The following is a 20,589-nucleotide window of genomic DNA, read 5'->3' as shown; positions in this document are numbered from 1 at the left end:
GTTAACGTCGCACGACGGGTTCGGGAGGAGGCCGCTGGGAAAAGGGCCAGCCCACGGGCTGGCACCTCGCCCGGCGGCCCACCTCACGCTGGACGCCGCCGCGTGAGCGCCCCGATCGAGCCGGCCGATCCGTGCATCCGTACCTACACCGAGCCCGACATCACCCGTCTGCTCGCCGAACTCGCCGAGAGCGGGCGGAAGTTCGGCCTCCTCTGGCCCTCCGCCACCACTGACAGCGTCGTGGACGGCCGAGTCCTCGTCCGCTTCGGCAACGCGCCGACCAGCACGGTGCTCAACCTCCTCGCCCTCCTCCGCTCCCACGACACCACCGAGGACGACACCCCGTGCGACTCCTGATCGGCCTCGCCCTCCTCACCCTCCTGATCCTCGCCATCGCCGTCGTCGGCCTCGGTGCGGTCGCTGTCCTGCGGATGCCCCACCGCCCGGACGAAGTCACTCCCGCCGCGCCTCCCGCCGCGCCTCCCACCCGCGACCGCCAACCGGTGGCCTGACTCGCTGAACCCCGCGCCGCCCGGTCGGACCCGCCGGGCGGCTACTGGTCGGACTCGTTGACATCCCTTACAGCGGTGGGCAGTTGGGATCCGCCGCGGCGGCGGAAGGACGCGGCGACGGTCTGAGCCACCTCGGCACGCTGGCGGGCGGTGCAGCCGGTCATCAGGCGTTCCAGGCGACGGAGCACGAGGACGTCACGCCACGCCCGGATCGCTCCGCTCACCACACCGCACAGCAGCGCGCCGGCCAGGGCAACGGTGGGGGTCATCGGACGGCCTCCGCCCAGTCCGAGGCGGGGGCGTCGGGAGGGCCCCCGTGATCGCAGAGGCCATGTCGCCTCAGGACGACCGTTCGACCGCCGATCATTGCGGTCGCCGAGGCGCTGTGGAGCTCGGCGGCGTCCACCGGATCGAGCCCGTCGGCCAGGCCGTGGGCCAGCATGGCGGCGAAGACCGCCTCCACGCTGTCGCCGCAGCACCATTCGATCACCAGGTCGGACCTGCCGTGGGTGTGACAGTTGGCCACTCCGTGAGCGGCGGCGGCCCGGTTCAGCAGGGCCGGACGCCGCAGGAGCCTGCTCCACAGCAGATCGCGGACGTCCGGGGCGTCGGCCTGGTCCCATTTGTCGGCGCGGGTGACTTCGGCCTGGTGGACCGGTATCACGAACTCGCCCGGGAGCTCGCGGGGCGCCCCGAGCGGCGCGCCGTCGGCTCGCAGCAGAGTGATGCGGGCAGGGAGGATCGCGCTCTCGATCACGAGCCGCCCGCTTCGGACGGACCATCGCACGCCGGCGACTCCCCCGACCATGCGGTGCGTTGCCATCGGGCCGACCAGCAGTTGGCCCACCGCCTCGTCGGCCATCGCCGGGTGGAGGTGCAGCGTGAGCCCGTCTCCGTCGTGCGTCGTGAAGAGGACCCCCAGCACGGCACCGTCGCGCTGACGATCGCGGAACACGTTGGCGAGAGCGCTCACCACCATGGCCTCGAAGCGCAGTTGGCCAGGATCGGTGGTGTCGGATACCGAGTGTTTGATGAAGACCCTGACCTGCCCAGCGAGTTCACGAGACCGCCAGAGTGGCAGACCGCTCAGCCGCTGGATGCGCCTGGCCAGACGGGTGACATTGTCCGACGCGGACATGCGACTCCAATCCCCCCACGGAGCCGTCCGGCGGCGGCTGGAGAGACAGGTGCGTCTGTCTGTGCGTACGGATGAAGAGGGGTGACGCCTGCGGGTGACTCTCCGGAGCCCTTCGCCCACCCCGGCCGCCGGTGACCGAGTGTGTGGACCTGTTGCCACATCAACGCAACCAGCTTACACACGCCAGGGGTTGGCCCGTCGTGAATCCTCAGTAACCGCAGTTCTCCTCGCCCCAGGTGTCGAACCAGCGCAGCCAGATGGGCGTGTCCTTGCCGTGGTGGTGGTGCCTCCTGTCGGCCTCTCGCTGTTCCGGGGTGATCAGGGGTTCCGAGCGGGCCAGCCAGTCGAGGTACCACTCGGCGAAGGTGGCCGGGCGGCCGTCGTCGGTCAGGAGCGGGTTGAGGCGGTCGCAGGTCGGGCGGCCGTCGAACCACATGGTGCCGCGGTGCGGGCCGGTGACGACGAGCAGGGCGGAGAAGCCGTGGCCGTGGCCCTTGAGGAACACGGCGCCGGTGACCCGGTCCGCCTCCGCCGCCTCGGCGGCCTCCTCCCAGGCGGTGCGGGCGGCGAGCCACTCCTCCGGGCGCCGGTGGTCCTCCTCGCGCGGGGGGTTGTCCCATACCGCGTCGGCCGTCGCCAGTGCGCGGTCGTGATCGGGGAACGGCGTGCCCAGCCGGGAGCGGTCGGTGTGCTCGTCACCCGCCCAGTGCCAGCCGTCCGGGCCGTGCCGCAGTTCCCTGGGGAAGCAGCCGCCCGCGCTGACCCGGAGCAGGAAGTCGCGGTAGTCGGTCGGGAAGGTGATGCCGAACTGGCGCTCCGCCCCGCCGACCTGGGCCTCGGTGAGCGGTGGCGCCGGAGCTTCACCAGCCGCCCCGCCGCGGTACCCGGCCCGCTTCTCGTACAGCGCGCGCAGCCGCTTTCCCACCTGGTCCCAGTCCGTGTTCAGCACGGTCGGTCACCCTAGCGACCGGCCTGCGCTCCTACACTGGCAGCCATGGCGGACCCGCAGCCCTTCTCGGCCTTCCACATCCCCAATGCCGACCCGGCGACCACCGACCGGCTGGTCACCGCGCTGGACGTCCAGGCCGCCAACCCCGGGGTGCGGCGGCTGCGCGAGTGGGCGCACGCGCGCCTGGCGGTGCGCCCCGGCGAGCGGGTGCTGGACATCGGCTCCGGCACCGGTTCGGAGACCCTCGTCCTCGCGGCGGCGGTCGGCCCGGACGGCACCGCGACCGGGCTCGAACCCAACCCGGGCCTGCGCGCCGTCGCCGAGCGCCGCGCCGCCGAGGCGGGCAGCTCCGCCCGTTTCCTCGACGGCGACGCGCTCGCCCTGCCGCTGCCCGACGGCGAGTTGGACGCGGTCCGGTGCGAGCGCGTCCTCCAGCACCTGGACGATCCGGCGCAGGCCGTGGCGGAGATGGCCAGAGTGCTGCGGCCGGGCGGACGGGTCGCCCTGCTGGACACCGACTGGGCCACGCTCCTCCTCCACCCGGCCGGCCCGGAGGCCCACCCCGGGCTGGCCGCCGTCGCCCGGGCCGCCGCCAGTACCCCGGACGCCGGACGCCACCTGACGGGCTGGCTGGCCGCGGCGGGCCTGACCGTCGACCACGTCGGCGCCGACGTCCTGCTGCACGACCCTGACACCGTTCCCTGGCCGCTGCTGCGCGGCCTCGCCACGGCGGCCGTCGCCCGGGGGCTGCTCACCGAGGCGCAGCGCGACGACCTGTACGCCGAACTCACGGCGGCGGCCGAGCGGGGCGCCTTCCACTTCTCCGTGACGATGTTCGCCGCGATCGCCCACCTGTCGGGCTGAGCCGATCGGAACGGTCAGGGGCGGAACGGGACGGTCCGGAAGGGCCTGTCCCGGTCTGTCCACCCGCCGAGTTCGCCTGCACAGGAAGTCGGCCCGGCCGACTTCCTGTGTATCCGCCCCGCTGTCCGAGCCTGCCGCCATACTGGCCGCGCACGCAGCTCGTGCACGTACTCGTGCACGTGGCGGCCGGGGCCGCCGAGGCGGCGCCCCGTCACCCCGGTCCACTCCAGGAGTCGTTCACCCATGTCCTCGCCCGCCGCGTACCGGTCGCCGAGATCGCTCGCCACCGCCGCCATCGTCCTGCTCGTCGTCTGCGGTGCGGTCACGCTGCTCCAACTCGTCGTCGACGTCCTCCGGTACCGGGCGGCGGGTGACCTGCCGGGCGCCGTCGAGTTCGGCGACGACAGCGCGTTCGGCCTCTCGCACTGGCTCGACCTGATCGCGTACCTGCTGTACAGCCTGACCCTGGTGGGTGCGATGGTCACCTTCCTCAGCTGGTTCCACCGGGTGCGGGTGAACGCCGAGTGGCTGAGCCCGCGCGGGCACCGGCACAGCCGGGGCTGGGCGATCGGTGGCTGGTTCACGCCCGTGATCTTCCTCTGGTTCCCCTGGCGGATCGCCTGCGACATCTGGCAGGCCGGCGTCCGGCCGGATGCCTCCGGGGTGCGGACGCCGCTCCCGACGACGCTGATCAACCTCTGGTGGGTCAGTTTCTGCCTGGCCAACATGGTGGACGCGCTGGGCAACCAGGACATCGACGCGGCGCGCTACCCGGACGCCTACCAGCAGGGCGCGGCCTGGCTGATCGCCTCCGACGCACTTGAACTGGTCGCCGCCGTCCTCGCCGTCCTGGTGGTGAGCACGGTGACGACCATGCAGGAGGAACGTTTCGCCGAGCACACCGCCGCCACCTCGTACGGGGTGCACGTGTCGGCCGTCGAGAGCTGAGCCGCCGCCCTCAGCGCTGCCCGGCCAACTCGCCCGCCCAGGCCGCCAGTCGGCGGAAGTCGTCCGCCGTCAGGCCGACCTTCGGGTCGACGCGGTGGAGCAGCGCCGGGCCGGGGTGGTGGGCCGCGACCCAGGCGCGGTCCGCGTCCGTGATGTTGTCGTCGACCCAGGCGAAGGGGCGGCCCTGCGCCCAGGCGACGATCTCCGGGGTCTTCCAGAACACCCCGCCGACCGGCTCCGGCCGGGGCTCGGACCAGGCGATGTACGGCAGTTCGGGCAGCCCCAGCAGGGGGCCGATGAAGGAGTTGGCCTCCTCCTCCCAGGTCGTCGCCCACACCAGGTCGAAGGGCAGCGCCGCCAGCGCCGGCCCGTGCTCCGGGTTGAGCCACACCCGCAGCGGCTTCGGCGCCTTGTGGGGCGTGCCCCACCGCGCGAGCCGCCGCCGCTCGGCAGCCTCCCAGCGCGGGGTCATCAGCCGGTGGGTCCGGTAACCCTCCGGCCGCCGGCACGGCTTCGCCGCATCGGGGTTCAACGGCCCGTCCACGTCCACCAGCAGCGCTGGCCGCACCAATCCCGCACCTCCTCGATCGTCGTCGAACGTACCGGGCGGGCCAGCAGCGGCCCAACGCGTTTTCCTTCGGAAGCGGCGGGCGTGGTCGCAACGGCCCATGGTGCTGGAGTGGTTGGGGGTCTACGTTGGTGCGGTGAGTACTTCGACCGGTGCCGTCCGAAGACGGCGCGCGTTCTTCGCCGTCGGCTGGGCCGTGCTCCTGCTGGCGATCGTCGTGCCGCCGCTCGTGGTCGGACCGGCCTTCGCCCGCCCGGGGGTGCTGGTCGTACCCGGACTGGTCGCCACGATCGGCCCCGCGATCCTGATGGACGCGGGCACCGCACGGCGGACGGGCTGGCGGGTCGCCGGCGGGGTGGCCCGGGCCCGCACCTGGTCGGGTGCGCGGGAGGTCGACCTGACGGAACTCAGGACGGTGCGCGCCTGGGAGGTGATGACGAGGACGGGCTCGGCGACACTGGTCTCCGTCTCCGACCGCTCCGGCGGGTGGGTGATCCTGACCGTCGCCGACGAGGACACCCACCTCGTCACCGACGCGGTGCGCCGCCACGGCGCGGGCTACATATCACCGTGGGCCAAGGCCCTCCTGGGCCTCGAACCGACCAGGGCGTACGCCTCCGGAGCCCGGCTGCTCGGCCTCCTCCTCATCACGATCGCACCCCTCCCCGCCGCGATGCTGCTGGCCGCAGCGATCGCCCATCGCTGACCGGTCTCGGTCCTCAGCAGTACCCGTCCACCACGGCAGGGGACTTGGGCGCGAGGGCTCAGGGCTTCTGCCAGGTCAGCGAGTAGCGCCGCAGGATGTGCCACCGGTAGCGCACCCCCGGCAGCACCTGCCCGGCTGCCTCCCGCACCTCCCGGTAGCTCATCACGGGCGCGGCCGTCGGCATGCCCTCCGGGCCGGACGCCCGGCGCAGCGCCTTCGCGGCGCGCACCAGCGGCGCGGCTGAGACCCAGCGGGCCCAGTCCGCCGCCGTCTCCTCGCGGGCCAGGCCGACCACCACCAACACGCCGCCGGGGCGCAGCAGTTCACGCATCCGGGCGAGGGCGGTGGTGAAGTCCATGTGGTGTACGGCCGTCACCGAGCAGACGAAGTCGAAGCCGCCGTCCGGTAGATCGAGGGTGAGGAAGTCCCCTTCCAGAAAAGTGACTTCACGGTAGGCCGCGCGCGCCTGCGCGACCATCCCCGGATCGCTGTCCACCCCGACCACCCGCCCGCACCGCAGCGCGAGCTTCGCCGCCAACAATCCGTCCCCGCACCCGACATCCAGCGCGGCCCCGCACCCGGGCGGCACCGCCCGCAGGATCCCGGGGTGCCGCGCCACGTTGGTGTTCCAGTACGGACGTTCCTCGCGCATCAACACCAGCTTGCCATGTGCTGCACCGCATGAGTGTGGGGTTTCCGGTGGCGGCTCGAAAGGCCTCCGGAGCAGTCGCGAACTGCAGGGCGGCTTGCGCACTTCTGCGCAGGCGGCCGGCATCGCGAGTTCAAGCTGAGTAGCGGGGACAGGATTTGAACCTGCGACCTCTGGGTTATGAGCCCAGCGAGCTACCGAGCTGCTCCACCCCGCGTCGGTAGTCCCGACTCTACGGCACAAACGGGTGATCACAAACCGGATTCCTGCTCGGGTGGGTCAGTCGTCGGCCAGGGCGGCGGTGACGGCGGCCTCCGCATGCAGGCGGGCGGTGGGGAAGAGGGGGACGGGGCTGTCCTCGGGGTGGACGAGGAGTTCGATCTCGGTGCAGCCGAGGATGATGCCTTCGGCGCCGGCGGCGACCAGGTCGGCGATGATCCGGCGGTAGGCGGCGCGGGATTCCTCGCGGACGAGGCCGAGGCACAGCTCCTGGTAGATCACCTGGTGGACCAGGGCGCGGGAGTCGGGCCCCGGGACGAGGACGTCCAGGCCGCCGGCGGTGAGGCGGCCGCGGTAGAAGTCCTGCTCCATGGTGAAGGCCGTGCCCAGCAGGCCGACCCGGCGCAGGCCGGCCGCGCGGACGGCGTCGGCGGTGGCGTCGGCGAGGTGCAGCAGGGGGACGGAGACGGCCGCCGCGACCTGGTCGGCGACCTTGTGCATGGTGTTGGTGCAGATCAGCAGCAGGTCGGCGCCGGCGGCTTCCAGGCCGCGGGCGGCGTCGGCGAGGACCGCCCCGGCCTCCTCCCAGCGCCCGGCGGCCTGGAGCCCTTCGATGTCGGCGAAGTCGACGGAATGGAGCACCAGCCGGGCGGAGTGGAGGCCGCCGAGGCGGTCGCGGGTGAGTTCGTTGAGGGTGCGGTAGTACTCGGCGGTGGATTCCCAGCTCATGCCGCCGATAAGGCCGAGGGTTTTCATGGGGCCAGTTATAAGCCAGAAGGGAGAAGGAAATCAATTGCATAAGGATTACTTTGAGGTGCCCTCCCGTGCCACCCGGTGCTGCCATTCCCGGGCGAACACCACCGACCCCGCCTCCAGCGCCCGCACCTGCACCACGCTGATGAAGTGCCCGGCGTCGCAGCGCAGTTGGGCGCGGGTCTGGACGGTCACGTCCCAGCCGATGTCCGGCCGCTCCAGCCGTACGGTGCGGTCGGTGCGGGCCTGGGCGCTGAGCGGGGCGCCGGTGAGGACGCGGTAGGCGGTGACGGTGTGCTCGTCGCGGACCAGGCCGTCGGGGTAGGTGCGGGTGCCGTCGGTGGCGGGGGAGAGTTCGCTGCGCCACTCGTGGCGGCCGATGTCGTGCACGGTGACGTGTTCGGGCCGGGCGGTGAGCGGCTCGGTGAGGTGGACGTCCAGCGGGTCGGGCAGGGTGGGGGCCGCGAGGGTGACGGGTGCGGCGCCGGCGTCCGCGGCGAGGTGGCGGACCGGCAGGACGAGGGTGGAGTGGGACGGGTCGACGGCGTACCCGGTGTCGTCCGCGCTCGGCCACACCCAGGGCCAGTAGACGGAGGAGAGCGCGAGCCGCAGCCGGTGCCCGGCCGGGACGGTGGCCGCGAAGGCGGCGAGTTCGACCTCGACGTCCGGGCCGGCGGCGGCCCGCACACCGCGGGTGAGCAGGGTGGAGGTGCCGTCGGGGCCCACCGCGCACAGCCGGGCGACCACCTGGGCGGGCCCGCCGCCGGGGCGCAGCCGCAGCCGGGCGGTGGGTGCGCCGAGCAGTTCGACGGGTTCGGGCAGCGGCTGGGAGTCGAAGCAGACCGAGCGGCCGTCCTCCTCGCGCTGGTCCGGCGGTAGGTCGGCGGGGCGGCCGTACGGGACGTAGGCGCCGGCGTTGAGGCCGGTGTGCTGCGGGGAGCGGACGGGGACGTACCGGTCCTGGGAGGCGGTGCCGGCGGTGCGCAGCTGGCCGTCGAGGTCGTAGTGGATCTCCCGGACGTCGGGGGAGGGCCAGACGTCCTCGCCGGTCCAGCGGGTGCTGATCCAGCTGCGCAGGGCGGGTTCCTTGACGGCGCCGGTGTCGATGCCGCGCAGCCAGTGGTCCCACCAGCGCAGGGTCTCGGGCAGCGCGGCCTCGGGCAGGCCGTGCGGCCAGGGGCCGAGCAGGGCGTGCGCGGTGGGGGACTCGGCGAGCAGGCGCAGTACGAAGGAGCAGGACGGGTCGCCCCAGCCGGCCACGGCGAGGACCGGGACGGAGACCGGCACGGTGGTGTCCCCGGCGGCGAGCCAGGTGTCGACGGGGGGTTCCAGGGATTCGAGCCGGGCCAGCCAGCCGGGCCGCCAGGCGTCGCCGAGCCGGCTCGGGTCCGGGGGGAGCGCGGCGTCGGAGATCAGGGTGGTGAGCCGGGTGTGCAGGTCGGCGGCGAGGACGGCGCCGCCGAGCCGGTGGCCGCCCTCGGGGCAGGCGGTGACGGCCGCGCCGACGGTCTCGGGCACCCGGGCGGCCAGCCGCAGCGCGGTGGTGCCGGCCGCGCCGACGCCGAGCAGGCCGACCCGGCCGTTGGCCCAGGGGCGGCGGGCGAGCCAGTCGACGGCGGCGGCGCCGTCGGTGAGTTCCTGCTCGCCGCCGGGTTCGCCGGGCAGGCCGCCGGAGTTGCCGTGGCCGCGGGTGTCGACCCGGACGGCGGCGTAGCCGTGGCCCGCGTACCAGGGGTGGCGGCGGGCGTCCTCGGCGGCGGTGCGGTCGCCGAGGCGGTCGGCCGAGTACTCCAGCAGGACGGGGACGGGCTCGTCGCTGACCGGGCGCCAGAGTCGGGCGGCGAGTTCCGTGCCGTCGGGCAGCGGGATGCGCAGGTCCTCGCGGGTGGTGTGGAAGGGGTACGACGGCATGGCCGCTCCCATCGGGGTCCCGGGCCGGTGAGCGCCGAGCGGCCCGCGGCGCGTTCGGGGGCCGCGCCGCGGGCTCGGCCCCTCCGACCCTAGGGGAGGAATCGGGCGATTTCCTGATGAGCGCCCCGCAGTGGTGACGTCGCACAGGCGTGCGGCCGTGTGCCGCGCGCCCCCGGCCTGCGCCGTCGTGGATCGGTTCGCTGCCGTCCGGCATTTGCACATGACTTGCAACTGCTCGCCCGAGGGGGGAAAGATGGCCCAGCTTCGCCCAGCTCAGCCCGGGCCCGGACGGTCCCAGTCCGTGCCCGGACCGTCCTGGACCGGGCCGTCCCAGTCCCGACCGGCCCGGACGCGCCCGAGCCCGCCCGCCCCCGAAAGGACCCCACGATGCCCAGCGCCGCCACAGCCGCCCCGGCAGGTGCCCCAGCCGTCAGATGGCGCGACCGGCTCACCCGCGAGGAGTGGATCCGGCTGGCCGGGATGGGCGGCTTCATCCTCGCGCTGCACGTCATCGGCTGGTTCACGCTGCTCGCGCTGGTGGCGCCCGAGCACTACGACGTTGGCGGCCAGGTCTTCGGCGCGGGCATGGGCCTGACCGCCTACACCCTCGGCATGCGGCACGCCTTCGACGCGGACCACATCGCGGCGATCGACAACACCACCCGCAAGCTGATGGGCCAGGGCAAGCGGCCGCTGTCGGTCGGCTTCTGGTTCTCGCTCGGGCACTCCTCGATCGTCTTCGGCCTCTGCGCGCTGCTGGCCTTCGGCATCCGCACGCTCGCGGACCAGGTCGAGGCGGACGACTCGACCCTGCACCGGATGACCGGCCTGATCGGCACCACGGTCTCCGGCACCTTCCTGCTGCTGCTCGGCCTGATCAACCTGGGCGCCTTCAACGGCATCCTCAAGGTGTTCCGCCGGATGCGCGTCGGCGAGTACGACGAGGCGGAGCTGGAGCGCCAGTTGGAGCGGCGCGGGCTGATGAACCGGATCCTCGGCAAGGTCACCCGGGCGGTCACCAAGCCCTGGCACATGTACCCGGTGGGCCTGCTGTTCGGGCTGGGCTTCGACACCGCGACCGAGGTGTCCCTGCTGGTGCTGGCCGGCGGCGCGGCGGCGTTCTCGCTGCCCTGGTACGCGCTGCTGACGCTGCCGATCCTGTTCGCGGCCGGGATGAGCCTGCTGGACACCATCGACGGCTCGTTCATGAACTTCGCCTACGAGTGGGCGTTCTCCAAGCCGGTCCGCAAGATCTACTACAACCTGACGGTCACCGGCCTGTCGGTGCTGGTCGCGCTGGTCATCGGCCTGGTCGAGCTGATCGGCCTGATCGGCGAGAAGCTGGACATCACCAGCGGGCCGATCGCCTGGATCGGCGGGCTGGACCTCAACTTCGTCGGCTACGCGATCGTCGGCCTGTTCGTGCTGACCTGGGCCGGGGCGATCGCGTTCTGGAAGTTCGGCCGGGTCGAGGAGAAGTGGTCGGCGGGCCTGGCGGCGGGCTCCGCGGCCGACGCGGAGTAGCGCGCCGCCCGCAGGCGGGCCGACGGCGGGCCGAGCACGGGCCGAGGGGCCGGTGACCAGTCCGTGGTCACCGGCCCCTCGTGCCTTCCATGGCAAGCGGGTGGGCGCGGGAGGCGGTCAGACCGCCGCACGGGCGGCTACCTGAGCGCGGCGAGCACCGCGTCCGCCATCACCTTCTCGCCGGTCGCGTTCGGGTGGAACGGTACGGCGGGCGAGCCGGGCAGGGCGCCCTCGATCCAGCGGTCGTCCGAGCAGACGTCGTGCCCGCGGGTCGGTGTCGCGGTGTCCACGTAGGTCGCGCCGTTGGCGGCCGCGGTGGATTTCAGGGCGGCGTTGAGCTTGTCGAGCACGCCGTGCATGTACTCCACGTCGCCCGGGGTCACCGGCTGGCGCAGGACGCAGGTCGAGCCGTCGGCGGGCAGCACGGACGGGTAACCGACCAGCAGCACCCGGGCCTTGGGGGCCTTGGCGTGGATCTGCTGGAGCGTGCCGGCGATCTGCGGGGCGATGGTGGTGGTGATCCGCTCGGCCAGGTCGTCGTTGCCGTACTGCCAGGACCACGTCTGCCAGTCGAAGTAGCCGTGGTGGTAGACGTCCTTGCAGGGCGTGCCGAGCGGGTTGACGACCGCGCCGGCGATGCAGGTGGCGACGAGTTCGCCGAGGCCGAGGTCGCTGCTGGCGAGGTCGTTGCCGCCGATCCCGAGGGTGACCAGGTCGGTGTCGGCGCTCACCGAGTCCAGCTGCGGGTCGTTGACCCGGATGAAGGCGTCGTACTGGGGCTGCGTCATGGCCTTGACCTTGGCGGCCGCGCAGGTGACATCGGTGTACGCGCCGGCCTTGAGCGAGGCGGCGACCAGGTGGCCGTAGTTGTGGTCGGAGCGCAGGCACAGGCCGGCCGACTGGCCGGGGACGCCGGCGCCGGCGGCGTAGGAGTCGCCGAGGGCCACGTAGTGCTTGGGCGCGGGGGTGGCCGCCTGGGCGGTGGTGGAGGTGAGCGCGAGGGCGGCGCCGACGGCGACGGCCGCGAGGGCGCTGGAATTGCGGAGTCGCCGGGAATTCCGGGCAGGGCGGAGCACGGTTCCTCCTGGGGGAGAGAAACGACGGGTGGGGGGTCGTGCCGAGCCGGGCCACAGCTGCTACTCGTACTACTCGCAGGTAAGTTACTTCCAGGTTTCGCGGCCGTCCATAGGTTACGGCGGAATTTCCGGAAATCCCGTCAGATGACACCGGGTGCCATTTCGAATTCCGCTCCACCGCGTTTCGGAATTGCCGCCGATACGTGCGGGAGGGGAATTCGGTTCACTCGGCGGGGCCGGCCGGGGTGCGCCGCCGGGCAGCGGCGAAGGAGGCGATGACGACCGCCGCGAGCACCCCGAACACGGTGACCAGGGCCCCGAGCACCATCAGCGCCGCGGCGCCGATCAGCTTGCCGGGCAGGACGGGGGAGTCGCCGCCGGAGTGCCAGACCACCCGGTGGCCGGTCAGCCGGGCCAGGTCGACCGTCCCCTGCCGGTCGTCCTCGACGTGCTGCCGGGAGTCGACCGCGGTGTCGCGCCGATCGCCCATCAGGAAGGCCCGGCCGGGGGAGACGGTGACGTCGAAGTCGTGGGCGCAGGTGCCGTCCTGTCGGTCGGCCGGCTCGTCCAGCGGCCTGCCGTCGAGGCTGAGCCGCCCGCCGGTGCAGCTGATGCGCTGGCCGCCGAGCGCCATCACCCGGAACACGGGGGAGCGGTCGGGGCCCCAGGGCGCGTCGGCGATGTAGAGCTCGCCGCGCCGCACGTCCGCGGCCGCGACCCGGTCGGTCAGCATCCGGTCGCCCGGCCGGAGTCCCGGCTCCATCGCGGTGCCGTCCATGCGGTGCAGGGAGTAGCCGCCGGTCAGGACCACCGAGAGCCCGAGCGCCCCGCACAGCAGGCCGAGCACCGCCACGGCCACCGCGAACCACAGGCCGCGGGCCCTCCGCTTCGGCATCCGCCCGTCCCCTTTCCCCGCCCGCTCCGCGGCTCGGACCGTCGGCCGGATCCTAGTTCAGGCCGGCCGGGGCCTCGGCGCCCCCGGCCGCCCTCGATGCCCGGTGGGCTGACAGGTACAGTTCCGGTGCAGAGCGTGCCGTCGAACCGGGCCGCCGACCAGGAGGGGGACCAGCGCGGATGAGCCGCCGAGAGCGTGACCGCGACCGCGACGGCAAGCGGGGTGCCGGCTCCCCGGTGACCGTGACCGTCTGTCGGGGCTGCTGCTGCGGCGCCGAGACGAAGCACCCCGGGGTGGACCACGCGGGGCAGTACGAGCGGCTGCGGACGGCGGTCGGTCCGGCGGGCCGGGTCCGGGCGGTCAAGTGCCTGGACGTCTGCTCCCAGTCCAACGTGGTGGTGGTCGGGCCGTCCTCTGAGGGGCGGGCGGCGGGCGGTCGCCCGGTCTGGCTCGGCTTCGTGCTGATGGACGAGATGATCGACGACATAGCCGCCTGGGTGCGGGCGGGCGGGCCGGGTCTCGCCGATCCGCCGGGGCTGCTCGACCTCCAGCTGATCTCGGTCTCCCGCCGGGTCCGCGAGGGCCTGCCGGAGTGACGGCGGGGACCGCTGGGGCCGCCGGGACCGCTGGGACGACGGGGCGCGCGAAGTGCTGACGATGCGTCAGCTCTGCGGCCCGGCGCGGTCCCCGGGTCGGCCCACTACCATGACCGGTGGCGTCGAGCGGTTCCGTGCAACGGGAGGAAGACGATGACGACGGTCTGCCGCATCTGCGCGGGCACCGGCCGGACCGCCGGCCTCAACTGCCGCACCTGCCAGGGCACCGGCACCACCGAGGTGGGCGGCGGGGGCGGCAACTGCTTCCTCTGCGACGGCACCGGGGTGTACGTGCGCTACCGGGTGGACGCGACCGGCGCCAAGCAGGCGTACCGGGACGAGATCTGCCGCACCTGCGACGGCACCGGCAACCGGTCCGCGAACCTCTGGGACGAACCGTCCTCCTGAACCGCCCCCCTTAACCACCCTCCTGAGTCGTCCTCCTGAACCACCCGCGCCTGAACCACCCGCGCCTGAACCACCCGCCCGACCGGGGCCGATGATCCGACATCACTTCGATGTGGACATGCTCTTTGCCCAACCATGGGCGAACGTTGGTGTTCGAGTGGCCGATGCGCTGACCCCCGTTCACCGGGAGGCCGCGCGCGGTCAACGCGCCGCTGACAGAGTCCCGCGCATGGATATCCCCAAGATGGGCGTGCCGGCCAAGCTTGCCGACCGCATGAGCACGGCCGAGCAGCACGAGTACCTGCGGGCCCGCTTCTCCCGCCGCCGGATGCTGCGCGCCGGTGCCGTCACCGTGGGCGCCGTCGCCGTCGGCGGTGCACTGGGCAGCGCGCCGGCCTTCGCCGCCCCGGCGAGCCCCCAGCTCCTGACGGGTGCCACGACGGCCGGCATCGACGGCGCGCTGGTCGCGCCGGTCGGGCGTCACCTCCAGTTCGGCGCCGAGCCGGACACCCAGTTCCGCATCTCCTGGCAGGTCCCGGCGCCGGTCAAGAAGCCGTTCCTGCGCTTCGGCAGGCACCCGTGGGAGCTGAGCCACAAGATCCAGGCCGAGGTCCGCGCGCTGCACACCCCGGCGCTGACCCCGACCGGCAAGCCGGTGGACCAGTACTACCTGCACGTGGCGCTGGAGGACCTCCAGCCCGACACCACCTACTACTACGGTGTCGGCCACGAGGGCTTCGACCCGGCTTCGCAGCAGCAGATCTCCACCCTGCACACCTTCCGTACCGCGCCCTCCCGCGACCACCGCTGGGGCAAGGTGTACGAGCCGTTCACCTTCACCGCCTTCGGCGACCAGGGCGTCAGCGCCCACGCGGCCGGCAACGACAACATCATCAAGGCCCAGAAGCCGGCGTTCCACCTGCACGCCGGGGACATCTGCTACGCCGACCCGGCCGGTTCCGGCACCGACCCGGACAAGTCCGTCTTCAACGCCAAGACCTGGGACGACTTCCTGGTCCAGACCGAGACGGTCGCCGCCGACATCCCGTGGATGGTCGCGTACGGCAACCACGACGTCGAGGCCTGGTACTCGCCGAACGGATACGGCGGCGAGAACGCCCGCTTCTTCCTGCCGGACAACGGCCCGGACCCGCGTCAGGTCCCCGGCGTCTACACCTTCCGGTACAAGAACGTCGGCGTCATCTCGCTGGACGCCAACGACGTCTCCTACGAGATCCCGGCCAACCTGGGCATCTCGGCGAACAAGCAGACCAAGTGGCTGGAGCGCACCCTCAAGGACCTGCGGGGCGACGAGACCGTCGACTTCGTCGTGGTCTTCTTCCACCACTGCGCCTTCTCCACCACCGTCGCCCACGCCTCCGAGGGCGGCGTCCGCGAGGCCTGGGTGCCGCTGTTCGAGAAGTACCGGGTGGACCTGGTCATCAACGGCCACAACCACATCTACGAGCGCACCGACGCCATCCTCGGCAACAAGGTCTCGAAGCAGGTGCCGAGCGGTGCCACCATCGAGCCGGCCAAGGACGGCGTGGTCTACGTGACCGCGGGCGCGGCCGGCCGCAGCCTGTACAAGTTCGACGTGCCGGACACCTACGAGGGGCACGAGAACCACCAGGACGAGGTACAGAGCTACTACTGGAGCAAGGGCCGGGTGAAGACCCCCGAGACCATCCAGTGGTCGCGGGTCCGCTACACCGGCTACTCCTTCATCAAGGTCGACGTCACCCCGGCCCACCTGGGCCAGAAGTCGTCCATGAAGGTCACCGCGCTGGCCGAGAACGGCACCCAGATCGACCACTACACGATCCTGCGCAAGGTCGGCGAGGGCTGGGATTCCAACAGCGACGACGACGGCCAGGGCGGCGGCTGGGGCTGGTAGTCGCCGAACCCCCGTACCGGGCCCCGGTGTTGAGGAGCGAAGAGCTCAACGCCGGGGCCCGTACATGATCACGCCGACCCCGGCCAGGCAGATCAGCGCGCCCAGCACGTCGTAGCGGGTCGGCCGGAAGCCGTCCACGGCCATGCCCCACAGCAGCGAGCCGGCCACGAACACCCCGCCGTAGGCGGCCAGCACCCGGCCGAACTCGGCGTCCGGCTGCAGCGCCGCCACGAAGCCGTACACGCCCAGCGCCACCACGCCCAACCCGGCCAGCCACCACGGCCGTTGCTCCCGCACGCTCTGCCAGACCAGCCAGCAGCCGCCGATCTCGGCGACGGCCGCGAGGGCGAACAGGACGACGGAGCGCAGAACGGTCATGGTCCGTGAGCGTACGGGGTCAGACCTGCCGGTACGTGGCCAGGAAGCGCCCGATCCGGTTGATCGCCGTCTCCAGGTCGTCGGCGCGCGGCAGGGTGACGAAGCGGAAGTGGTCCGGGCGGGGCCAGTTGAAGCCGGTGCCCTGGACGACGTGGATCTTCTCGCGCAGCAGCAGGTCCAGCACGAAGCGCTCGTCGTCGACGATCCGGTGCACCGCCGGGTCGAGCTTGGCGAAGGCGTAGAGCGCGCCCTTGGGCTTGACGCAGCTGACCCCGGGGATCTCGTTGAGCGCCTTGACCGCGATGTCGCGCTGCTCGGTGAGCCGGCCGTTCGGCAGGACCAGGTCGTTGATGGACTGGTGGCCGCCGAGCGCGGCCTGGACGGCGTACTGCGCGGGCACGTTGGGGCACAGCCGCATGCCGGAGAGCATGGTCAGGCCCTCCAGGTAGTCGGTGGCGTGCTGCTTGGGGCCGGAGACGACCAGCCAGCCGCTGCGGAAGCCGGCCACCCGGTAGGCCTTGGAGAGGCCGTTGAAGGTGAGGGTGAGCACGTCGTCGGCGAGCGCGGCCAGGCAGTGGTGCTCGGTGCCGTCGTAGAGGATCTTGTCGTAGATCTCGTCGGCCAGCACCATCAGCTGGTGGCGGCGGGCCAGGTCGAGGATCCCCTCCAGCAGTTCCTTCGGGTAGACCGCGCCGGTCGGGTTGTTGGGGTTGATGACGACGATCGCCTTGGTGCGGGCGGTGATCTTGGCGGCGATGTCGTCGAGGTCCGGGTACCACTCGGCCGCCTCGTCGCACAGGTAGTGCACGGCCTTGCCGCCGGCCAGCCGGACGGAGGCCGTCCACAGCGGGTAGTCCGGCATCGGGACGAGCACCTCGTCGCCGTCGTCCACCAGGGCGGTGATCGCCATCTGGATCAGCTCGGAGACGCCGTTGCCGAGGTAGACGTCGTTGACGCCGACGCCCTGGACCCCGCGCTGCTGGTAGTACTGCACCACGGCGCGGCGGGCCGGCAGGATGCCGCGCGAGTCGCTGTAGCCGTGAGCAGAGGGCAGGTTGCGGATGATGTCCTGGATGATCTCCTCGGGCGCCTCGAAACCGAACGGCGCCGGGTTGCCGGTGTTCAACCGCAGCACGCTGTGCCCGGCCTCCTCCAGGGCGTTGGCCTGGTCGACCACCGGGCCCCGGATCTCGTAGCACACGTCGTTCAGCTTGCTGGACTGCCGAAACTCCATCTGCGGCCTCCCGACCGTCACCACCGCGCCGTTGCTTCCGCTTTGTTCTACCAAGTAGGCACTTGGAAAGTCCAACCTTTTGGCTATGCTGATCCACATGTCACGCCGAAGCTACGACCAGTACTGCGCCGTCGCCCGCGCCCTGGACGCGGTGGGGGAGCGCTGGAGCCTCCTGATCGTCCGTGAACTCCTGCGCGGCCCGCGCCGCTACACCGACCTCCATGCCGACCTGCCCGGCGTCTCCACCGACATCCTGGCCGCCCGGCTCAAGCAGTTGGAGGGCGAGGGGCTCGCGGAACGGCGGCGACTGGAACGGCCCGCCAACGCCACGGTGTACGAGCTGACCGACCGCGGGCGCGAACTGCGACCGGTGATCGAGGCCCTGGGGGAGTGGGGGCTCGGCGCCCTCGGCGACCAGCGGCCCACGGACGCGGTGCGCGAGCACTGGTTCACGGCTCCGGGCGCGGGCGTCGAGGCGGGCGTCGGGGGCGTCGGGCAGGAAGCGGCCGTCGCGGGCTGAGCGCCTCGCGGGACGGGGTGGAGCGGGGGCGGCGGCAAGGCCCCCGTCGCCGGCCGCCGCCCCGTGGACCCAGGATGGCGCAGGGCGATAAACGAACAGTGGACGCCGAATGAGCGGCCGGGCCCCCGTGACACTGGTTGGCAAGTGCACACGTACGATCGTCGGATCGCGGAGCCATCTCAGGAGAGCGGAGGCAGCCCGTGCCCACCACCAGCCGCAGTTACACCAGCTACGTCGCCATCGGGGACTCCTTCACCGAGGGCATGTGCGACGACCTCCAGCCGGACGGCCACTACCGCGGCTGGGCCGACCGGGTCGCCTCCGCACTCGCCGCCGAGGGCGGGGCCGACGGCTTCCGGTACGCCAACCTCGCCGTCCGCGGCAAGCTCATCGGCCAGATCCACGACGAGCAGCTCCCCGCCGCCGCCGGGATGGGCGCCGACCTCGTCACGTTGGCCGGCGGTTTCAACGATGTGCTGCGCCCCGGCTGCGACATCGACCGGGTCGAGCGGCAGCTCGGCCGCTGCGCTGCCGAGCTGCGCGCTACCGGCGCCACCGTCGTCCTGTTCACCAGCACCGACCCCAGCCGCAGGATGGCCGGCGGCGCCCGGCTGCTGCCCGCCATCCTGCGGATGAAGGCCTTCGTCCAGGAACTCGGGCGGCAGGACGGCTACGCCGTCGTCGACCTGTTCTCCGCGCCCTGCTTCGACGACCGTCGGCTCTGGGCCGAGGACCGGCTGCATCTGTCGGCGGAGGGCCACCGCCGGGTCGCCGAAGGCGTCCTGGAGGCCCTCGGCCGCCCGGCGGCCTTCGACTGGCGCGCCCCGCTGCCCGCCGTCGCCCCGCCCGGCCGCGCCGAGCGGCTGCGCTCCGACGCCCGCTGGCTGGGCACCCACCTGGGCCCCTGGATCGGCCGCCGCCTCACCGGCCGCTCCTCCGGCGACGGCCGGCCGCCGAAGCGCCCGGAGCTGCTGCCGTTCCCCTAGCCCCGGCCGTCCCAGCTAATCCACCCAGCTGGGGCCGGGCTTCTCCGCCTCCAGGACCAGGCTCGCCATCGGGGCGTGGGTGGTCCAGCCGAGGGCCCGGTAGAGCCCCTGGCCGTCCGCCGTGCCGACCAGGACGCCGGTGCGGGCGCCCGCCTCGTACGCGCCGGACAGCAGGGCCCGCATCACCACCGAGCCCAGGCCCCGGCGGCGGTGCTCGGGGGCGGTGGCGATCTGGTCCGGTACGGCCACCGGGCCGGCCAGGCCCACCTGGCCGCGGGCGGCGAGGTGCCCGTCCGTGCTGCGCACCAGGGCGCGCAGCACACCGCCCCTGCTCCAGGTGGTCAGGGTGTAGCCGGACGGCGGCTGCGCCCGCTCGGGGGTGAGCGCGGCGGTCATCAGGAAGCCCGGACGGTCCAGCCGCCACTGCGGGCCCAGCCAGGGCCGTACCGTCCCGTCCTCGGCGAACAGCTTGAGCCAGGTGGTCGGCGCGGTGGTCGCCCCGGCGAGCTCGCGGACGGCCTCCTCGGTCGGCTCGGGCAGCACGTACCGCCCCACCTCCCCGGCCGGCGCGCCGACGTCGATGCTCCAGCCCCAGGGCCGCTCCACCGGGTCGGCGGCGCCCCGGGAGACGGTCCAGCCGCTGATCCACATCCGGACCAGCTCGGTCACGTTCGACTCCGGCATCGTTCGGATCCCCCGCATGTAATGGTCTCTGCTTGCCTGGATACCTTACCCGGGGGGAGGGTGGCCTGCCCAGTAATCTTGACGGGTTCGACGCGCCGGCTCCCGCCGGTGCCCAGCAGCTTCGGAAGGACCCCGGACGTGAGCGAGACCGAGTCGCCGCAGGACCCCACGGCGGCCGCGCCGACCCCGCTCCGCTCCGACTGCGGCAGCTGCTTCGGGCTGTGCTGCGTCGCCCTGCCCTTCGCGGCCACCGCCGACTTCGCGGTCGACAAGGCCGCCGGCACCCCCTGCCGCAACCTGCAGACGGACTTCACCTGCGGGATCCACGCCCGGCTCCGCGACAGCGGCTTCCAGGGCTGCACCGTCTACGACTGCTTCGGCGCCGGTCAGCGGGTCTCCCAGGTCACCTTCGGCGGGGTCAGCTGGCGGGAGGAACCCGCCACCGCCAAGCCGATGTTCGACGTCTTCCCGATCGTCCGACAGCTCCACGAACTGCTCTGGTACCTCACCGAGGCGCTCACCTTCGCCCCCGCCCGGCCCGTCCACGCCGAGCTGCGGCAGGCCCTGGAGGAGACCGACCGCCTCGCCGCCGGCACCCCCGAGGAACTCATGGCCGTCGACGTCGCGGCCCACCGCGGGCGGATCAGCGAGCTGCTGCTGCGGGCCGGTGAACTCGTCCGGGCCGCCGTTCCCCGCCGCCGCGAACACCGCGGCGCCGACCTCTTCGGTGCCCGCCTGCGCGGCGCCGACCTCCAGGGCGCCAACCTGCGCGGCGCCCTCCTGGTCGCCGCCGACCTCGCCGGCGCCGACCTGCGCCTCGCCGACCTGATCGGCGCCGACCTCCGCGACGCCAACCTCGCCGGCGCCGACCTCAGCACCGCCCTCTTCCTCACCCAGGCCCAGCTCAACGCCGCCCGCGGCGACGCCACCACCCGCCTCCCGGCCACCCTCACCCGCCCCACCCACTGGCCCGAGACGGCCCCGGCGGGCCCGGCCACCGGCGACCGCAAGCCCCGCGGCGGCTCCCGGCCGCAGTCCGGCAACCGCTCCGGTAGCCGCTCCGGCAGGCCGCGCCGCCGTTAGGGCGTGTCTTGTGGATCAGGCCAGGCCCGCGACGCCAGGGCACGCACCTCGCCGCGTTGTCGTCGGTCGCCGATGCTCCGCATGGACTCCC

The 20,589-nt window shown here is 72.9% G+C and carries 23 protein-coding genes, 1 tRNA gene and 1 pseudogene; 12 read left to right on the top strand and 13 right to left on the bottom strand.

Going from position 1 to position 20,589, the window contains the following annotated elements; genetic code table 11:
- The first annotated feature begins 102 nt into the window (after positions 1-102).
- Together ACZ4W5_RS35955 and ACZ4W5_RS35950 are read left to right on the top strand one after the other, a co-directional pair.
- Positions 103-357 (top strand): hypothetical protein, encoded by a 255-nt coding sequence (locus ACZ4W5_RS35955; protein WP_360246140.1) that lies wholly within the window; start codon positions 103-105, stop codon positions 355-357.
- Positions 345-512: a hypothetical protein gene (locus tag ACZ4W5_RS35950; RefSeq protein ID WP_360246143.1), complete on the top strand. Its 168-nt coding sequence runs from the start codon at positions 345-347 to the stop codon at positions 510-512. The genes ACZ4W5_RS35955 and ACZ4W5_RS35950 overlap by 13 nt, the downstream gene beginning before the upstream one ends.
- Positions 513-553: 41 nt before the next feature.
- Here ACZ4W5_RS35950 and ACZ4W5_RS35945 read toward each other — a convergent pair whose 3' ends face one another.
- The 3 genes from ACZ4W5_RS35945 to ACZ4W5_RS35935 form a co-directional block, all read right to left on the bottom strand.
- Positions 554-781 carry a hypothetical protein gene (locus ACZ4W5_RS35945; protein ID WP_360246146.1) on the bottom strand — a complete coding sequence of 76 codons (228 nt, stop codon included), beginning with the start codon at positions 779-781 and terminating at the stop codon, positions 554-556.
- Positions 778-1,650, bottom strand: a complete 873-nt coding sequence (locus ACZ4W5_RS35940) for a hypothetical protein (RefSeq protein ID WP_360246149.1) — start codon at positions 1,648-1,650, stop codon at positions 778-780. The genes ACZ4W5_RS35945 and ACZ4W5_RS35940 overlap by 4 nt, the downstream gene beginning before the upstream one ends.
- Before the next feature lie 208 nt (positions 1,651-1,858).
- A complete protein-coding gene (locus tag ACZ4W5_RS35935) occupies positions 1,859-2,599 on the bottom strand; it encodes an SMI1/KNR4 family protein (protein WP_360246152.1) in 741 nt (246 codons plus the stop codon).
- A 45-nt stretch (positions 2,600-2,644) separates the two neighbouring features.
- Here ACZ4W5_RS35935 and ACZ4W5_RS35930 point away from each other — a divergent pair, with 45 nt between their 5' ends.
- A complete protein-coding gene (locus ACZ4W5_RS35930) occupies positions 2,645-3,463 on the top strand; it encodes a methyltransferase domain-containing protein (RefSeq protein WP_465659315.1) in 819 nt (272 codons plus the stop codon).
- 243 nt (positions 3,464-3,706) lie between these two features.
- Positions 3,707-4,411, top strand: coding sequence for a DUF4328 domain-containing protein (locus ACZ4W5_RS35925; RefSeq protein ID WP_465659313.1), 705 nt, complete (start codon positions 3,707-3,709; stop codon positions 4,409-4,411).
- Positions 4,412-4,421: 10 nt separating this feature from the next.
- On the opposite strand, the gene ACZ4W5_RS35920 is transcribed toward ACZ4W5_RS35925, so the two are convergent.
- Complete coding sequence (locus tag ACZ4W5_RS35920; protein ID WP_465659312.1) at positions 4,422-4,982, bottom strand: HAD domain-containing protein; 561 nt, start codon at positions 4,980-4,982, stop codon at positions 4,422-4,424.
- Between the two features lie 133 nt (positions 4,983-5,115).
- On the opposite strand from ACZ4W5_RS35920, the gene ACZ4W5_RS35915 reads away from it, so the two are divergent.
- Positions 5,116-5,685, top strand: a complete 570-nt coding sequence (locus ACZ4W5_RS35915; RefSeq protein ID WP_465659311.1) for a hypothetical protein — start codon at positions 5,116-5,118, stop codon at positions 5,683-5,685.
- Between the two features lie 58 nt (positions 5,686-5,743).
- Here ACZ4W5_RS35915 and ACZ4W5_RS35910 read toward each other — a convergent pair whose 3' ends face one another.
- The 4 genes from ACZ4W5_RS35910 to ACZ4W5_RS35895 all read right to left on the bottom strand — a co-directional run bounded on the left by ACZ4W5_RS35910 (position 5,744) and on the right by ACZ4W5_RS35895 (position 9,217).
- On the bottom strand, positions 5,744-6,337 hold the full coding sequence (locus tag ACZ4W5_RS35910) for a class I SAM-dependent methyltransferase (RefSeq protein ID WP_465659310.1): 594 nt from the start codon (positions 6,335-6,337) through the stop codon (positions 5,744-5,746).
- A 140-nt stretch (positions 6,338-6,477) separates the two neighbouring features.
- Positions 6,478-6,551, bottom strand: a tRNA-Met gene (locus ACZ4W5_RS35905).
- A gap of 62 nt (positions 6,552-6,613) precedes the next feature.
- Positions 6,614-7,309 carry an aspartate/glutamate racemase family protein gene (locus ACZ4W5_RS35900; RefSeq protein ID WP_465659309.1) on the bottom strand — a complete coding sequence of 232 codons (696 nt, stop codon included), beginning with the start codon at positions 7,307-7,309 and terminating at the stop codon, positions 6,614-6,616.
- 48 nt (positions 7,310-7,357) lie between these two features.
- On the bottom strand, positions 7,358-9,217 hold the full coding sequence (locus tag ACZ4W5_RS35895) for a CocE/NonD family hydrolase (protein WP_465659307.1): 1,860 nt from the start codon (positions 9,215-9,217) through the stop codon (positions 7,358-7,360).
- 387 nt (positions 9,218-9,604) lie between these two features.
- Between ACZ4W5_RS35895 and nicT the strand changes: the two genes are divergently transcribed.
- Positions 9,605-10,741 (top strand): Nickel transporter NicT, encoded by a 1,137-nt coding sequence (gene nicT / locus ACZ4W5_RS35890; protein ID WP_360245620.1) that lies wholly within the window; start codon positions 9,605-9,607, stop codon positions 10,739-10,741.
- A gap of 137 nt (positions 10,742-10,878) precedes the next feature.
- Here nicT and ACZ4W5_RS35885 read toward each other — a convergent pair whose 3' ends face one another.
- A complete protein-coding gene (locus tag ACZ4W5_RS35885; protein WP_465659305.1) occupies positions 10,879-11,817 on the bottom strand; it encodes an SGNH/GDSL hydrolase family protein in 939 nt (312 codons plus the stop codon).
- Positions 11,818-12,040: 223 nt separating this feature from the next.
- A complete protein-coding gene (gene lepB, locus ACZ4W5_RS35880; RefSeq protein WP_360245626.1) occupies positions 12,041-12,712 on the bottom strand; it encodes a signal peptidase I in 672 nt (223 codons plus the stop codon).
- Between the two features lie 179 nt (positions 12,713-12,891).
- Here lepB and ACZ4W5_RS35875 point away from each other — a divergent pair, with 179 nt between their 5' ends.
- The 3 genes from ACZ4W5_RS35875 to ACZ4W5_RS35865 all read left to right on the top strand — a co-directional run bounded on the left by ACZ4W5_RS35875 (position 12,892) and on the right by ACZ4W5_RS35865 (position 15,613).
- On the top strand, positions 12,892-13,308 hold the full coding sequence (locus tag ACZ4W5_RS35875; RefSeq protein ID WP_360245629.1) for a (2Fe-2S) ferredoxin domain-containing protein: 417 nt from the start codon (positions 12,892-12,894) through the stop codon (positions 13,306-13,308).
- Between the two features lie 153 nt (positions 13,309-13,461).
- Positions 13,462-13,716, top strand: a complete 255-nt coding sequence (locus tag ACZ4W5_RS35870; protein WP_350510191.1) for a hypothetical protein — start codon at positions 13,462-13,464, stop codon at positions 13,714-13,716.
- 229 nt (positions 13,717-13,945) lie between these two features.
- The gene (locus ACZ4W5_RS35865; RefSeq protein ID WP_465659303.1) at positions 13,946-15,613 is read left to right on the top strand and encodes a purple acid phosphatase family protein; all 1,668 of its coding nucleotides are present in this window, start codon (positions 13,946-13,948) and stop codon (positions 15,611-15,613) included.
- A 45-nt stretch (positions 15,614-15,658) separates the two neighbouring features.
- On the opposite strand, the gene ACZ4W5_RS35860 is transcribed toward ACZ4W5_RS35865, so the two are convergent.
- The gene (locus tag ACZ4W5_RS35860; protein ID WP_360245635.1) at positions 15,659-15,991 is read right to left on the bottom strand and encodes a YnfA family protein; all 333 of its coding nucleotides are present in this window, start codon (positions 15,989-15,991) and stop codon (positions 15,659-15,661) included.
- Positions 15,992-16,010: 19 nt separating this feature from the next.
- Entirely contained in the window at positions 16,011-17,225 is a 1,215-nt protein-coding gene (locus ACZ4W5_RS35855) for a pyridoxal phosphate-dependent aminotransferase (protein ID WP_360245638.1), read from the bottom strand.
- Between the two features lie 97 nt (positions 17,226-17,322).
- Between ACZ4W5_RS35855 and ACZ4W5_RS35850 the strand changes: the two are divergent.
- A pseudogene (locus ACZ4W5_RS35850) lies at positions 17,323-17,712 on the top strand (winged helix-turn-helix transcriptional regulator); the annotation flags it as partial.
- 233 nt (positions 17,713-17,945) lie between these two features.
- Positions 17,946-18,731: an SGNH/GDSL hydrolase family protein gene (locus tag ACZ4W5_RS35845; RefSeq protein ID WP_465659300.1), complete on the top strand. Its 786-nt coding sequence runs from the start codon at positions 17,946-17,948 to the stop codon at positions 18,729-18,731.
- Positions 18,732-18,746: 15 nt separating this feature from the next.
- Here ACZ4W5_RS35845 and ACZ4W5_RS35840 read toward each other — a convergent pair whose 3' ends face one another.
- Entirely contained in the window at positions 18,747-19,415 is a 669-nt protein-coding gene (locus tag ACZ4W5_RS35840) for a GNAT family N-acetyltransferase (protein WP_360245644.1), read from the bottom strand.
- Positions 19,416-19,553: 138 nt separating this feature from the next.
- Between ACZ4W5_RS35840 and ACZ4W5_RS35835 the strand changes: the two genes are divergently transcribed.
- On the top strand, positions 19,554-20,498 hold the full coding sequence (locus ACZ4W5_RS35835; RefSeq protein ID WP_465659298.1) for a pentapeptide repeat-containing protein: 945 nt from the start codon (positions 19,554-19,556) through the stop codon (positions 20,496-20,498).
- Positions 20,499-20,589 lie beyond the last annotated feature (91 nt).

It is taken from the genome of Kitasatospora sp. NPDC029367 (assembly GCF_055569135.1).
This window is presented reverse-complemented; position numbering and strand designations above follow the sequence as displayed.